At 33.0% G+C, this 14,126-nt stretch carries 13 protein-coding genes and 1 pseudogene; 2 read left to right on the top strand and 12 right to left on the bottom strand.

Annotation, left to right across the window (positions count from 1 at the left end; all coding sequences use genetic code 11):
* Positions 1-60: 60 nt before the first annotated feature.
* From AC1DVB_RS02200 to AC1DVB_RS02155, 10 genes and pseudogenes are all read right to left on the bottom strand, one after another.
* Complete coding sequence (locus AC1DVB_RS02200) at positions 61-534, bottom strand: hypothetical protein (protein ID WP_477588006.1); 474 nt, start codon at positions 532-534, stop codon at positions 61-63.
* A 241-nt stretch (positions 535-775) separates the two neighbouring features.
* Entirely contained in the window at positions 776-1,855 is a 1,080-nt protein-coding gene (locus AC1DVB_RS02195; RefSeq protein WP_053534553.1) for a hypothetical protein, read from the bottom strand.
* A 104-nt stretch (positions 1,856-1,959) separates the two neighbouring features.
* Positions 1,960-2,835, bottom strand: coding sequence for an HNH endonuclease (locus tag AC1DVB_RS02190; RefSeq protein ID WP_477588002.1), 876 nt, complete (start codon positions 2,833-2,835; stop codon positions 1,960-1,962).
* A 114-nt stretch (positions 2,836-2,949) separates the two neighbouring features.
* A pseudogene (locus tag AC1DVB_RS02185) lies at positions 2,950-3,278 on the bottom strand (nucleotide pyrophosphohydrolase).
* A gap of 56 nt (positions 3,279-3,334) precedes the next feature.
* The gene (locus tag AC1DVB_RS02180; RefSeq protein ID WP_477588001.1) at positions 3,335-3,976 is read right to left on the bottom strand and encodes a hypothetical protein; all 642 of its coding nucleotides are present in this window, start codon (positions 3,974-3,976) and stop codon (positions 3,335-3,337) included.
* A 155-nt stretch (positions 3,977-4,131) separates the two neighbouring features.
* Entirely contained in the window at positions 4,132-4,398 is a 267-nt protein-coding gene (locus AC1DVB_RS02175; protein WP_053534551.1) for a hypothetical protein, read from the bottom strand.
* A 56-nt stretch (positions 4,399-4,454) separates the two neighbouring features.
* Positions 4,455-4,799, bottom strand: coding sequence for a YolD-like family protein (locus AC1DVB_RS02170; RefSeq protein WP_477587999.1), 345 nt, complete (start codon positions 4,797-4,799; stop codon positions 4,455-4,457).
* Positions 4,800-5,143: 344 nt separating this feature from the next.
* Positions 5,144-6,817, bottom strand: coding sequence for a hypothetical protein (locus tag AC1DVB_RS02165; RefSeq protein ID WP_477587998.1), 1,674 nt, complete (start codon positions 6,815-6,817; stop codon positions 5,144-5,146).
* A 93-nt stretch (positions 6,818-6,910) separates the two neighbouring features.
* On the bottom strand, positions 6,911-8,215 hold the full coding sequence (locus AC1DVB_RS02160) for a hypothetical protein (protein WP_477587997.1): 1,305 nt from the start codon (positions 8,213-8,215) through the stop codon (positions 6,911-6,913).
* Between the two features lie 231 nt (positions 8,216-8,446).
* Positions 8,447-9,019: a recombinase family protein gene (locus AC1DVB_RS02155; RefSeq protein WP_477587995.1), complete on the bottom strand. Its 573-nt coding sequence runs from the start codon at positions 9,017-9,019 to the stop codon at positions 8,447-8,449.
* A gap of 525 nt (positions 9,020-9,544) precedes the next feature.
* Here AC1DVB_RS02155 and AC1DVB_RS02150 point away from each other — a divergent pair.
* A complete protein-coding gene (locus AC1DVB_RS02150; RefSeq protein WP_477587993.1) occupies positions 9,545-9,763 on the top strand; it encodes a hypothetical protein in 219 nt (72 codons plus the stop codon).
* 1,293 nt (positions 9,764-11,056) lie between these two features.
* On the opposite strand, the gene AC1DVB_RS02145 is transcribed toward AC1DVB_RS02150, so the two are convergent.
* Complete coding sequence (locus AC1DVB_RS02145; protein WP_477587991.1) at positions 11,057-11,794, bottom strand: DUF5677 domain-containing protein; 738 nt, start codon at positions 11,792-11,794, stop codon at positions 11,057-11,059.
* Between AC1DVB_RS02145 and xerS the strand changes: the two genes are divergently transcribed.
* Complete coding sequence (xerS, locus tag AC1DVB_RS02140; protein ID WP_477587989.1) at positions 11,776-12,906, top strand: tyrosine recombinase XerS; 1,131 nt, start codon at positions 11,776-11,778, stop codon at positions 12,904-12,906. The genes AC1DVB_RS02145 and xerS overlap by 19 nt on opposite strands.
* Positions 12,907-13,376: 470 nt before the next feature.
* On the opposite strand, the gene AC1DVB_RS02135 is transcribed toward xerS, so the two are convergent.
* On the bottom strand, positions 13,377-14,012 hold the full coding sequence (locus tag AC1DVB_RS02135; protein ID WP_477587987.1) for a hypothetical protein: 636 nt from the start codon (positions 14,010-14,012) through the stop codon (positions 13,377-13,379).
* Positions 14,013-14,126 lie beyond the last annotated feature (114 nt).

Below are 14,126 nucleotides of genomic sequence, written 5' to 3'. Positions count from 1 at the left end.
GACAAAAAAATCCTCTTCCTAACCAGAGAGAATTTCCTACTCCCCGTCTTGCCTTCCATTCTACACTGCAATTTTAATAGATTTCAACTTTTGCAGAAAGCAGTCTTTTTTGACTTTATTGGCGATATTGCCGATTATGTCATCTTTGACTTTTCTAATAGTGTCTCTAGAAAACCCCAAATGTTTTGCAATAGCTGTATACCTCATGCCTTCAATCATACAATCATATACGACACATTGTTTTTCATCTTTCAATAAATCAGTGGCCGTTTCTAAAAAATCTAAAATCATTTCATATTTAATAAGCCTTCTTTCTCGTATATCCAACTGCCGTAATTCAACCTGGCTAATACTCCCATTTTCTTTTGGTAAAGTAGCCTCTATTCCATATGTGGCAGTAAGTTTTTGACCCCCGAAAAAAGGTGTATTTAACAATCTATTTAATCTAGCTATTTCTCTTAGCATATAATTATAATCGCGAATCCACTCTATAACCTTTTGTTCAGCTTCCCAATTTTTCATTTGCTCAGTCATTTAATTTACCTCCGTCGTCTTAAGGCAACATTGCGGCGGCCCCATGTACGCTCAATTAATTGCTCCACTTGCAGAGATTTTGGTTTCTTAGCTTGTTCTGTCCTAATATCTTTTTTCACTGTTTCAATTTTTCTTTTGCTACTAGATTCATCCTTATTTCTCCTTATTGACAAAATAAAAAGGACACCAAAAGACGGCTGTAACCGTTCATTCAGTGTCCTCCAGAGAGCTGGTAGAAATGTTATTCCTTTATTTGTTTGTAAACATCCATTAATTTAGCTGCTATTCCCGACTGGTCATTTAACTCCATGTTCATATGTTTCAAATATTCGGAAACTTGGTCTAAATCTTCTGTTTCACAGGCCAACACATAACACAAATAAAAAATTGATATTCCTAATGGCATAGATTTTTTTTCTAATTTATCTATTGGCATCATTTTAAACCACTTTTCTGCGAATTTCACAATTAAGGATTTTCTTATTTCAATGGTGTTTTCCAATTCCTTAATAGTCTTTATTTCAAAGAAACTAATTTGATTGACCCTCCCTTCTAAGGTTTCGTCTTTCCATTTTAAATCACTAAAATTCAAATTATCTAATAAATTATTTTCTATTTCATCAATGATCGAAGATCTCAATAAAAACTCTTTGAGAGTTATATTATCAATTGGAATATTTAAATCTTGTGATGTAATTTTTTCTTTTATTTCCTGTGAATATTGATTTATCCCCTCTTTAATTCTAATAAACTCTATATCTGCCAACTCCAATAAACTTGCAACCCTTGAAAAATCTCTTCTCATTTTTTTAGGAATCTCAATAACGCTCTTATAACCTATGTCATGTTCAACTTCCGCCCAGGCATGTTGGAGTATAGATCTGATTTGTAGTTCAAATGTAATGTCATTGAACCTTGCATATTCCGGAAGTGATGCACGGGTTTCCTTTAATTTAACTACATAATGTAAAGAGGAATATCCAAAAGAGTCAAAGTTTTTTTCCCTTTTATCAATTGAGTTTTCTTCATCCAAATCAAACTCTTTTTTTATAACATTGGCGACTTTATCTACGTCATCCTCAAAGTATGTAATTATTCTTAATCCAAGAGTATCTGTGATTTCTTGTAGACCAGAGTATTTATCCTGTTTTTTATCTATTTTTTTTGCTAAACTTTCTCTTTCTTTAACTCTAGACTCAATTGCATGAATAGTTAGTTTTTCTTCCTTTAATAAGGAAATAATTAATTGTTTTATTTTTTCTTCCAGTTCAAGGTACACAATTCGTTGGTTATCAAAATCTTTTAATATTTTCTGCTTCAAAACTCATCCTCCTCATCGACTTTACCCACTTGACCTACTTTGGAATTCAACAATTTCGTTTCACCATTTATTTGTTTTTCCTCCAAGAATTTATACTATAATCTTTAAATACGCTTTAAGTGATAATCATTATGCCAATTAAAAAACTTCTCTGAATTGCTATTCCAATGAACACATTCATTCCCACTAATACTATTAATGTAATTTTCCACATGAATACTAAAAACAGATTTAAGAGAAACAACTAACCCATTTTGGACGGTTATATAACCTTTTTCATATAAATCATCACAACCGAATTTACACATTGGCATCACAATATTTTTAAAATCTGCTTTTTCATCATCTGTACATTCCGACCGCTTTTTGATATGTGCTGCTACAAGAAATTCGACAGGCATTTCTTTTAAACAAACCCCACAAGTTCCTAGTTTTTTATTAGCAAATAAATATTTCCTCAAAAAAGCTTGTTCTGTTCTTCTATAAGTTACATTTTTAGTATCCAAAGGTTTCGATGTATCCAATTCTAAAATGGACTCTTTATATTCCTCCTCAGAAACCGATGGTTGATAAACATCACTTTGAAAGTTAAATGTATTTAACAATATATTGCTTTTCTCGTCATTTAAAACTGTAAATCCCATTACAGCCTTATTAGTAGAATAGCCTACTGCTTCATTCATAAGTTGAACAGGTACATTTCGTTCTTCAATTTCATCAAGGATATAGATATACTCCCATGTCACTCCGTCTTCTTTCCAACCCCATAGTTCCAGGGCAAGTTCCTGGCTATGAAACTTATGAGTTACTGTTCCAGATGCGAAAATTTTCATATTTGCTGTAAATAAGGCGATGTCACCAGTATGTATTCGGTCCCACTTATTTCGGTTAGTATCACTTGCACCAGGGGTAACACCCCAGACAGGTTCTAACCCATTCTCATAATGTGAGGAGACAGCTTGAACATCCTTCTCGTCCAAGAAAGAATAATTTTTTCTAAAGGAACGGGACTTTTTATAGTATTATCAAAGTTAGCCTTCCCTGCTCCGCCTGAAGGTTGTAATATCACATGGTTCATTATTCTCTCTCCTTATTTATAACTCTGTATATTTTTTCTTCGAGTTAAAGGCTTTATCTACCGGATACTTTAATTCGTTTTTTTGATCTTTTGTAGTATTGCTTCTTTCGGATCAATCCCCAGTTCATTGGATAACAATATGCTATAGTTAATAACATCAGCTAATTCATCTTCAATATCACTCATTTGCTCTTCAATAGCCTCTTCACTAGTTTTCCATTGAAAATTCTCTAGTAATTCACTTGCTTCCAATGAAAGCGAAATAGCCAAGTCCTTTGGATTATGAAACTGTGACCAGTTCCTCTTATTACGAAACTGTAAAACCTTTTCTGTAAGTTCTTTCATCTTTGGGCACCTTCTTTCGATAACTTTCTCTAACTATGCAAAATTATTATCAAAATTCAATCTGATTCCTCAATACACTCATTAACTAGCCTTAACATAACCTTCCTTTGATCGGTCTCTTTTCCCGTAGATTCAATAATGCTTATTAAGGAAAAAAAACAACCAGCAAAAATTATAGTACTAAAAAAAATGGTTGAATGTTTTTGTGAGAAATTTACCATCGTAAGAATTGAAGGAATAATAATAGCTATTAATATTGTTTGTGTAGAATTAAATATTGTATTGAATTTTGAACTTTCATTTCTAATTTCTATATAGGATTTTAAACTTTTTAACTCATTTTTAGTAGGGTAATGTTCTTTTATTTTATTCTTTACCATCATATAGTTTTTATAAAAATCATCATGATTAAACGTTTTTATATTTGATAAATCATCAAACAAGTCAAGGGGTACATTAGTATCTCCTAGCCATGTAAACAAAGAATAATTTTTTTGCCTTCTTTTCTCTAACCAATTATCTAATTTACGTTGTGCAATACCAGCAATCCAAATCAAAAAATTGAATAATAGTAGCACCATTACCAATGGTCCAATTAATTCCAGAAAACTCTCTTTTTGGGAATTTGTTTGTAAGAAATCCAAAATAAATATTACAGTTATTAGTAGACTTATTCCAATATATGATAATTTAAGCATAGTAATCTCCCTCCTAAAATTCTTCCCCACAAATGACTAATGACATATGAAAGTCCCCCTAAATCCTATATAAGATTAGACATCCTAATATAGCTGTATAACCCTATATGGCATTGGTTGAAGTCCACTTTATAGATTAGACATTCTCTAAGTTCCTAAAAAGGTAAATCATCTTTTTTTATAGGGCGTACCTTTCTTACTAAATCTGTTATGTCATTTTCTCTGTTGTAAACAACACTAACAATTTGAAAGTCGCCTGGATAGCGAACAGAGCTTTTTATCTTTTGTATCCACTCATAAGCTGATACAGCAGCTGACCATTCCGGTTCTTTTCTAAAGTCAGTTGTAATTACTGAACAACTACCAGACTGTAAGAACTTAGCACCGTTCGCAAACAATTGAACCTCAATCTGAATTTCCATTTGTATACTCCTAAATCTCTGTGCCTTTTCCTTCCTGAATTTAAAAAGGACTTTTTTTAATCCTCAACAATCACACTAATAATTTCATTAAATTTAATTTTCTCGAAGGAACTATCTTTCTTCTGAATACTTAACTCTTTCGTGACAGGATCAATATACACACAGTATCCATGCAGTTCAATTGGATTTCCCTCGTTATGCAATCTAAAGCTTATCGGTAAATGATATTCCATTGCATAATGAATGTTGTTTTCAAATTCTTCAACCTGGTATTCATCAAGGATAGGTTTTTTATTTAAGAAATAATCGTCCTTATCCTTTCTTTTTTGTAATGCTTTATGTTCTGGTAACATCAATGCTGCTTGCCATTTAATGATTCCTCTATCACGAATTGTACCCATTAGAAAGATCCCTCCTTTTCATTCATTATATGAGAACTAATGTTCTTATAAAAGGAGAAAAAAATGGCTATTCCCGAGAATAGATTTAATCTTGTTTGTATTAATAATGGATATTCCATTTTCCGTTGGAAATTATATCCACCATTGACTTTCTTAATGCCTGTCGTCATTCCATTCAACCAATGGTCATTGTCCCCTTTATTATGTTCGAAGTTTACATCAAAACTAACTTCCCCTTTTTCGTTATGCCCTTTTTCAACACTTTTATCTACAAATCCCGTAATATAACTTGAAATAATAAACGGAGATAATAACCACCTATCTCCGTTTGCATGTCCCCAATCCTATCTATTTATCAACCATCTTCTAAAGTTAAGACCAACCATTACTAAAATAAGTCCGAACCATATGCCTACTGTGTATCTTAGTGGATGGCGCATAAAAAATTCCCCCATTATAGGGAGGTTTAATAATACGTCATTTACAATTAGTTTAATTCCTGTATAACCTAATAGTATTGTCATTATCGATGTTAGGATAAGTATGAGAGTTTCATTCCTCTTAATTCTCGTTTCTCTAATTATCGAGGTATCCTCACTGATGCTCTTTACTAATTCCTCAGCTTTTGCTAGTAATTTATTTACGTTCGTCTTTTCTAAGATGCTTTTATACAATTCTTTTGGACTACCCTCCGTAAAGAACAAGACTTCTTCATCGTATTGTAATTTAATAAAATTTAACTCTTTCTTAACCGCGTTATAGTCTTTTATTGTTTTGTAATTCCCTGAAGATATACCAGTCAATAATTCTTTTAAAAAGTATCTTTTAATAAATGTAAGTTCATAAAACCTATAATATTGAATAATTAGATTAAAAGTTTGGACTCTAAAAATTTGGTTAAGATGGTCAGAATACCGGCCTTCTTTTTTTAACTCTTCAGCAGTATCCTTTAATGTCTCCTTGGCTTTTTCTATAAACGCACTATACCCTACACTTACGACAGAGGACGTAGGTGAACTGAAATAGGCAAATTGTCCATTTTTATCTATTTCAGATTCTTTCAATAGTTCATCAATATCTTCATTTGTTTTTCGTTCTATTACGTCTTTATTACCGTTAGTTAGATGACTTGCATAAAGTTTTTTATGTTTTGTAATGAAGTCCCTGTGGTCTGCATTCTTATCTAACTCAAAATCCCCAAAAACCCAACTCATTGACCGATTATTTTGATTGGATTTTAATTTAGTTTCACTAATAGTTGATAACTGTTTCTCATAAAACTCGATAATTTCATCAGAATTCAAATTGTATTTTACCTCTTTTTCCCAAAAATCATCAGTTTTATAGTTTTGCAGAATTTTATAAAAATATACTTCAGGGAATTTTTCAAAACGAGGTGAAGACTCAGTTAGTTGTATAACATTGTCGTGTTCTACATAAATAATTAACTGTATTGTAATTATACCAACATCATACACATTTACTATTACAACCGGCTCCACATATTTATCTTCCAATTTTATTAGAAATGGAAGCATCATAAATCTTCTATTATTATTCATAATAAAAGTATCACTAAGGCAGGATTGATTTAATTTTTGAAAGTTTTCATCTAACCTAAGTGAATCATTGAAAATTTCACATTCGATTGGAATAGCCTTATAGTTATACACTTTCACTCCATGTTGATCATTTATTAATTTGTAATCAATATAGTAATCGTCTTGAACACCGTACTTTACATTTAAACTATCCAGTTTTTTCTTAGTGAGTCCATCTGGTAGTTGATGCGCGATTAGATTTGTTTTATTACTTGGGAGAACAGGTGGCCTAAATGTATATAGAGCCTGCTTTAAATCCAGGTATTTTTCGTATCTAGGATTTGTGACACCTTTTTTAAGCTTCGAGTCTATATAAGATATGTAACCTCTTGAGCTCTCAATATTTTTTATAATTTGACTATAGTCCTCTTTATTAAAGTTGATTATGGAGTATATACTTGTAGTCTTACTGAACATTTTGTCCTCCTTGTGTCTTTTCGAATAAATATATATTAATTATTCGTATAGACATCTTGATCTCCATTTGTTTCACCCTTTAGCAGGGTAATCCTATTCAGTACGTAATCCAATTAAGATTTTCGGAATATTTAAAGAGTTTTTTTCGCTGATATCTATATGTAGCTCTAGCTGCTGTTGATTTTTTTTATAAAAATACATTAATTCATCCCTTAGTTTGAAAGGAGGATTCGTTGCTGTTAATGCATTGTTTATAGCTGTTACAATAGTTTCATCCAAACCAAATTGTTTTATATAATAAGTGACTAAACACTTGTTTCGATTCGCCCATTTAAAGTTGTATGTTATTCTTTCACTTTCAAAGGCTATCGTATTAAACTTAGTAAAAAATCCACTTTCTATTAAAACTAACTTATCAAGTTCATTTATCTGCTCGTAAACTTCAAACCACCAAGCCTCCTCATCAAAGGCTACTGCATCCAAGGTGTTAAATATATGTTCGAATGCTTCACTAAGTTGCGACTTATGAATTAGGTTATGTCTAAGCAGTTCAATAAACGCTTTATAATCTTCTGGTACTGAGAAATCCTTTTTCCATAACATTCTTATAAATGTTTCTTTATCATAGAAATATTGAACTATTTCAGGTTTACCCCTTATTATTTCCAAACAGAAAGTAAGTTCTTTCACCAAAAAGTCGACTATAATCTCACAGTAAGAATCCTGCAAAATAAATAATTGAAACCACATATTAGCAATGTTTTTATCAAAACTCTTATAAACTGATTTCGAACGGTGATTTAATGAAAAGTCCTTAAGTTCAAGAAGAAAATCATTGTAATCGATTTTTTCAATTGTAAATGGAATCTGTCTTATGATTGGTTCAACAGGTGTCCCAATAGGTGTACGGGCAGGATCAAAGTGATTCTTAATCTCTTGTAAAATAAATTTCATCCCACCATTAACAACAAACTTAGCTAAGTTAGACTGAATAAATAGCCAGAAACCTTCAACATGAGGAGAACTAATTGTATTCCCTTTAGCATGTGCACAGTCATTCCTTCGATTTTTCCAGAACAAATATTGTTCTCTCAAATCCTCGGTTAAATTAAAGATGGGTTTCTTTTTACTTTGTATAGCTTCGATTATTAATTTGTCCCATTTGTCATCATTCCTGAGTTCTTTTTTTAAATGATTCCATTCTCCTTCGGAATAATCTTTTGCAGGTTTGGAATTAATAACTCTATGTTTTATGATAGTTTGAAAACCAAGGAAAGAAAACAAAAGTGCCGCCCGATATGCAGAGGCTTTATAACAAATAATACTCTCCTTGAATAAATCATTTGCCTCAATATCTATTTCCTGCTCATCCAGCCATTCTTCAAATCTAATTCGCATAAGCTCCCCCAACTTTTTAATTTAATTTGATATTAATCTGAATACTCAACAAAGAAACTATTCCATTTTGACTATGATTCTTAATATTATCAAGGCTTTTATCTATTCGATTTTCTTATGTGAAGGTAGCGTAGCTCGGTTTTTAGTTGGATGTGCAAAATAGCACTTAAAATAAGTGCAAATTATTGGGTAAAATGACAGCACAATGCCTGAAAGCAGAAAAAAAAACGATTAGCTATCGCTATTCATCTCTTTAACTTTAGCGTAAATAGTGGATCGTGGAACTCCTGTCATTTTAACTATATCGTTGACGCTTAAACCCTTAGATTCTCTTTCTTCATACAGCTTTAACGCTTTCTTAACGTCCTTCTCGTCCTTACCTTTACGTCCCATATGCTTTCCCTTTGCCTTTGCCCTTTCACGTCCCTCAGTGGTTCTATCTTTGATTAAATCCCGTTCAAACTCAGCAATAGCACCCAGCATAGTAAACATTAGCTTTCCTGAAGGTGTACTAAAATCAATCTGTTCTTTGATGAATACTAAAGCTATTCCCCGTTCTTCTAGTTCCTTAGCAATCTTTTGTAAATCAAATGTACTCCTAGCTAGCTTGTCTATTTTGTAAACAACCAGCTTGTCACCTTCCCTTAAATAGTCCAACGCCTTAATCAGTTCCTCACGATCACTTTTAGCACCACTTTTTTTCTCCATGAATATCTTCTCACAGCCATATTCTTTTAACTTCTCTTCCTGAAAATCTAATGTTTGGTCAATGGTGCTTACACGTCCGTATCCTATAATAGCCATTATATATAACCTCTTTTCATTTATCTAAAAGTTAATTAACTTCTGTAATTTAATTCTAGACTAACTTCCGGACACTTTAAAGGGTTATTTTGAGGGAGAATTGAAGTGTCTTTTCATATCTCTAAAACTTATAAGGTTTATACAAGATCCGCATATAAAAGTTCGTTGTAATAAAATTATATTTTCTATTAAATTTTTTATTTAATACAAGACCCATAAGGATGAATAATACAATTGCAAACCCAATGAAAATAAAGCAAATCCAATATTAGTCATTATAATACCTCGCTTAATTTTTCCATATCTAGTATATCAAACCAATATAGTAAAAAGTTCTTATATCAAAAATATTTTTCAGGTAACTAAACTATGAATCTTCGTTCAATTTCCCTACATTTAATAATGTATAAAATTTTTATTTCCCCAAATAAAAAATCAATGGTAATATTAACCTAGAGGCTTCTAAGCCTCTCCCTTGGAAAGGCTAGAGGTCTCTACCAAAAGCCAATTCGAGGGGGAACTTTTATGACAAAGAGACAAATTAAGGGTTACATGAAAGGTTTAGGAATAATTCTTCTAGTAAGTTATGTTTCACAAGGCGGAGTTACATTAGGGATGCCTGAAGAATTCATTCAAAATACCCTTACAATGGTTAGCGATGTAGTTCGTGACCATTACGCATTTATGGGTTTATGCCTATTAGACAAAAGAGACAAAAAGCCACCAAATAAGCCGACTCGATGAGTCGGCATGCCACTTAAAAGGGGGGGGTGATGAAATATATGACATTTAAAGAAATGGACCCGGACCCGGAACATTGTTCGTTAGCTCGCGCTATTAACCGAGCACCATGCTGATCGATAAGTTAGTCCCTTAATTTTGCATAAAGTTCACTCTCTCGAAACGGCTACCACCCAATTTATATTGGGTGGTTTTGGTTTTTAATAACAAAAAAAGCCCTCAAATGAGGACTCTGAAAACTTATTATAATGTAAACATAAACAATATAGAAACATGAAAATAGCAGCCACAATGGGCTGCTTATCGTATAAATACTCAAGACTTTACCGATAAAAAAATATCAACCCTCAAAGTCGTATATCCTTTTCGGTAGCGCCCGTCTTTACAGGACTATCAACCCTTACTGTAATCGGCTTTCAAAACTTCGTGAAGATCCATCCAATATCAGAGCAACGACCCAAGAAAGCCTTTAGACACTTTAAGCGCGTCAGCTCGGTCTGTTTGCTTACGTTCGTACTCGATAACCAATTGTATATGTGTTTCGACGGTAATCTCTTCAATTGTCTGTACGCCCGTTATTTTTGCGAAGTGTGTAACATGTAAGTGATAGTCGCTAATCGTTCGCTCTCTAAAGCCAGTTGCCTACATTTGTCGCATGACAGTTTTAAGAGCTTGATCAATTAGGATACCTTCGATAGGCTTCCTTGGCGATGGCTCCTTCATAAAAATGCCGGATAAGTCATGGCTTATGTTAAGTGACGACTTTTTTTAGACAAAATAAAAAACCTCCTAACCTGCTAATGAATTTCGGTTAAATACGTATGTTGACCGTATCATTGACCGTTTCATTATGAGTGTTAGAATGCTTGTTCGACGGTGGTTTCCGTCTAAAAAGTTAGTGTCCCAGGAGGGATTCGAACCCACGACCGCTTCCCTGTCAAGAAAGTGAAGAGAACCAGTTTATATCAGATATAGTTTGTTATTGTTGATATAATAAGCTTTTACTAAGTATAATCTAAACAGATGTAATTGGTGGAAATTTGATTGGTTTTGCCACCAATATACCACAGCTAAACCCCTTGTGTATTTATCAAGACCTAATTTTAAATAATATTATTAAATCTATCTCCAAACATATTATATATGTTTGGAGATTTTTTCATAAAGAAGAGACACTAAAATGAGCGCCTATTTCTTTTAGCCGCCCCAGCCAAAGCTTACGCCATAGCCACTGTATCCACAACTACCACAATAACGGAAATCTAAAACCGTAATCATAAACAGAAAGAGGGCTATTTAGTCCTCTTTTTCTACTAAAAGCTTTAATTGCTCAGCCAGTTCAACAAGCTTCTCTCCATATTCATATAGCAGATTGCTTTCTACAATATTATAAAAATTTGCTAAAAATGTTATGTTGTTTAAAAGTTGATTGATACTCCAATATATATTTCCTATCATTAAACTATAAAAAGGCATTTGCTGACTAAATGTTTCAAAGTCCATATTTTCAATTATTCTTTGCGGGTGAACCCAATTTGAAGGTTCATCATAACATTGGTAATAGGCTATCTCTTGAAATTCAGCACTCAAATCTTTCAAACTTTTTCCGCTCGCTATCTCATACCATTGTTTAAATTCTGGATTCTTCCCTTTTAAGTGTTTTGATTCAATTTGTTTTATCGCTGTATTCTTAAGTTGAGACAGTTGTTCAATTTCTTCAGAAGTAGCAATGTTTCTTATTTCTTCATTGTTATTTTGGAAAAATCTATTCAACTTATTAGTAGTTTCAAAGTTGTTTTTCTTATTAAAAAACTTAACATATATATTTTTATCTTCTTCTTCAGCACTCGTAAAAGCGTCAAATGCTACTTGTAATTCAAACAATGTCCTTTGTAAAGGTAAAACTCCATCAGTAATATCATTCTCCAATAGATGAAAAATAGTATTTATTCTTAAATTGATATTTCCAACAAGATAAAACATTAATTCATCTACTTCATCTATTTCTTTGTTCCGTGAACAGATCCTTCTCATTCCTTTTAATCTTCTCTGAGTTGCTTCAAAAATTTTTTTTAAGTTGGAAAATTATTGTTCATATTGATAATGTCTCCCTATTCTTAAGTCAACTTACTTTTTCTTCTATTATACCTTTATTTGATTATAAATTATTTTTGGAGTGGCTGATAGCTGTAGGCATTGCTGAACAGGAGCATATTAAGGATTTCCCCCTGTCAGTTCTGGAAAAGTTAAAGTTGATCGAAGCTCAATCCTTTATAAAATTTTCAGAACGKAGAAACATCCCCATCAATAAGCAGGAAACAAAAAAAACGGAAAAGGTATCTGTTAATCGGAAAATTTCAGCATTACGTTCCCTTTTCAAGTATTTAACGACTCAGACCGAAAATGAATACGGCGAACCTTACTTCTATCGAAATGTCATGTTGAAAATTGAAGTGAATAAAGTGAAAGAAACATTGGGAGCATGTGCTTCCAGAATATCGACAAAGATTTTACACAATGATGAGGATGCTCGGTTTCTTGAATTCGTGAAACAAGACTATGAAAAGGAGCTATCTGAAAAGTCCAGGAAAATTATTTACTTTAAAAGGGACAAGGAACTTGATTTTGCGATTTTATCCCTCTTATTAGGAAGCGGTATCAGGGTGAACGAGTTATCTAATTTAAGGCTGCGAGACTTGGATTTTGAGGAGAAACAGATACACGTTTTACGTAAGGGTGGAAAAAAAGATGTAGTGGCAGCCTCTCCACCGTCTATGCAGGACATAAAAGAATACCTAGCAGTGCGAACGGAACGTTATAGGGGCTCAAATGATGATACATCATATGTATTCTTGACTAGGGTGAATGATGGAGCTACCCCTCTTTCCAACCGTGGCATCGAAGCTTTAGTTAAGAAATACACGAAGGCATTTAAGTCCAATAAATCGATGTCGCCACACAAACTGAGGTATACATATGGGACGAACTTAATGGAGCAATCAGGAGATATTCATTTGCTGATGACTCAACTGGGTCATACGTCGACCACAACGGCTGCCCTCTATACAAACCCTGAACAGGAAAAGGCTAAAAAGGCTGCGAAACTGCTGGGAGAGAAAAGAACCAATTATATTGAAAAGGATTAAATACAAAAAGAGAAGATTTTCAGTCTTCTCTTTTTGGTAAGTGTGTAGAGGCACCATCTATGTTTCCGTCATTTGGTAAGGCTAATTAATGCTCCTAAAACCTGTAATATATGTTATGAGCGGTAAATAGAGAGCGTATAGGAATTGCTTTTATATTATTTAGGAATAATCCTTCTTTAAGAAATAGTGCTATATTGTTAAAGAAGGTCCGTAGCATTTATAAAAGTCAAATTTGAAAGGTAATGGTTAAATCGTTTTTTGTATAAGATATAATATTTGTTTTCAATTGTCCTTTTTTCAAAAAACAGAATTATTTTGACCGAGAAATCCTTGTTCAAGCGTGTCCAAATCAATAATTCTACAGTCTGTTCGCTCATAATTAAGTAAAGGTCGCAACATAACACTTACCTGATTAGATTCTCTATTTGGCCAGACCCCAAACTGAGTACTGTTTAAATGTTTGTGAATTTTTATACCTGAGGGGCTCCTCCAATACGGCTATTATTATCATAAGATCTAATCATATCTCTTAATACTTCTAAAGGTTCAAAGTCAAACCCTCCCTGTTTGATTTTTCCCTTTGCTCTTAGCAAATCAATTAATCTAGCTTTTGCATCCTCCTCATAGTCTCCAGCAAATGCCAAATATTTTTCCTCATTCCCCCCCCTCCAAGGAGAAGCGGGTCTGTATGTGAATTTCCGAATACTTCTGTCATAATGGAATAACCATATGTTAAATTTACTCCTTTTCCAACAGTAACCACCAAGGATGAACTCTACCTCTGGTTCCTCTGTTCCTGGTGGTAAATCAGCAATTAGTGATGTCATACTATTCAGTATCTTGAGAAGGTGACCCTTAAGATCTTCTAACGCTAATCCTCGTGTTCTTGCCGGTTTATATTGGTTAATGTATGATATAATTTGTAGAACTGAAGGATATGCATATAAAGTATCTCCAGCAAAGCAAATAGCTGAATCACCTCTTTCTAGTGGAAAGAGTTTAGGACAACAATCCCAATATCCCCCAAATCCGAGTCTACTATCAGTGCAAAAAACTAACTCCTGCTTACTGCCTACACTTCGAACCCACGCCATTGATATTGTCATTGTTATACTCCCCATTGTAATTATATATTTTATAAGATTTTAAAAGTATGAGCTTTTTTATCTTACCAAATGGACTTATGCTGAGTGAGTACAATCCAAAAGATACAACTTTCC

The organism is Peribacillus sp. P4_D6 (genome assembly GCF_056401795.1).
The sequence above is the reverse complement of the archived record's forward strand: the minus strand, read 5'-3'. Positions and strand labels throughout refer to the sequence as shown.

What these genes read in the sequence shown, in the direction of transcription:
- AC1DVB_RS02180 (WP_477588001.1), bottom strand. Translation starts at nt 3,976, where the DNA reads ATGCTTAAATTATCATATATTGGAATAAGTCTACTAATAACTGTAATA.
- AC1DVB_RS02150 (WP_477587993.1), top strand. Translation starts at nt 9,545, where the DNA reads ATGACAAAGAGACAAATTAAGGGTTACATGAAAGGTTTAGGAATAATT.
- AC1DVB_RS02200 (WP_477588006.1), bottom strand. Translation starts at nt 534, where the DNA reads ATGACTGAGCAAATGAAAAATTGGGAAGCTGAACAAAAGGTTATAGAG.
- AC1DVB_RS02175 (WP_053534551.1), bottom strand. Translation starts at nt 4,398, where the DNA reads ATGGAAATTCAGATTGAGGTTCAATTGTTTGCGAACGGTGCTAAGTTC.
- AC1DVB_RS02135 (WP_477587987.1), bottom strand. Translation starts at nt 14,012, where the DNA reads ATGACAATATCAATGGCGTGGGTTCGAAGTGTAGGCAGTAAGCAGGAG.
- AC1DVB_RS02160 (WP_477587997.1), bottom strand. Translation starts at nt 8,215, where the DNA reads ATGCGAATTAGATTTGAAGAATGGCTGGATGAGCAGGAAATAGATATT.
- AC1DVB_RS02145 (WP_477587991.1), bottom strand. Translation starts at nt 11,794, where the DNA reads ATGAGAAGGATCTGTTCACGGAACAAAGAAATAGATGAAGTAGATGAA.
- AC1DVB_RS02170 (WP_477587999.1), bottom strand. Translation starts at nt 4,799, where the DNA reads ATGGGTACAATTCGTGATAGAGGAATCATTAAATGGCAAGCAGCATTG.
- AC1DVB_RS02165 (WP_477587998.1), bottom strand. Translation starts at nt 6,817, where the DNA reads ATGTTCAGTAAGACTACAAGTATATACTCCATAATCAACTTTAATAAA.
- AC1DVB_RS02155 (WP_477587995.1), bottom strand. Translation starts at nt 9,019, where the DNA reads ATGGCTATTATAGGATACGGACGTGTAAGCACCATTGACCAAACATTA.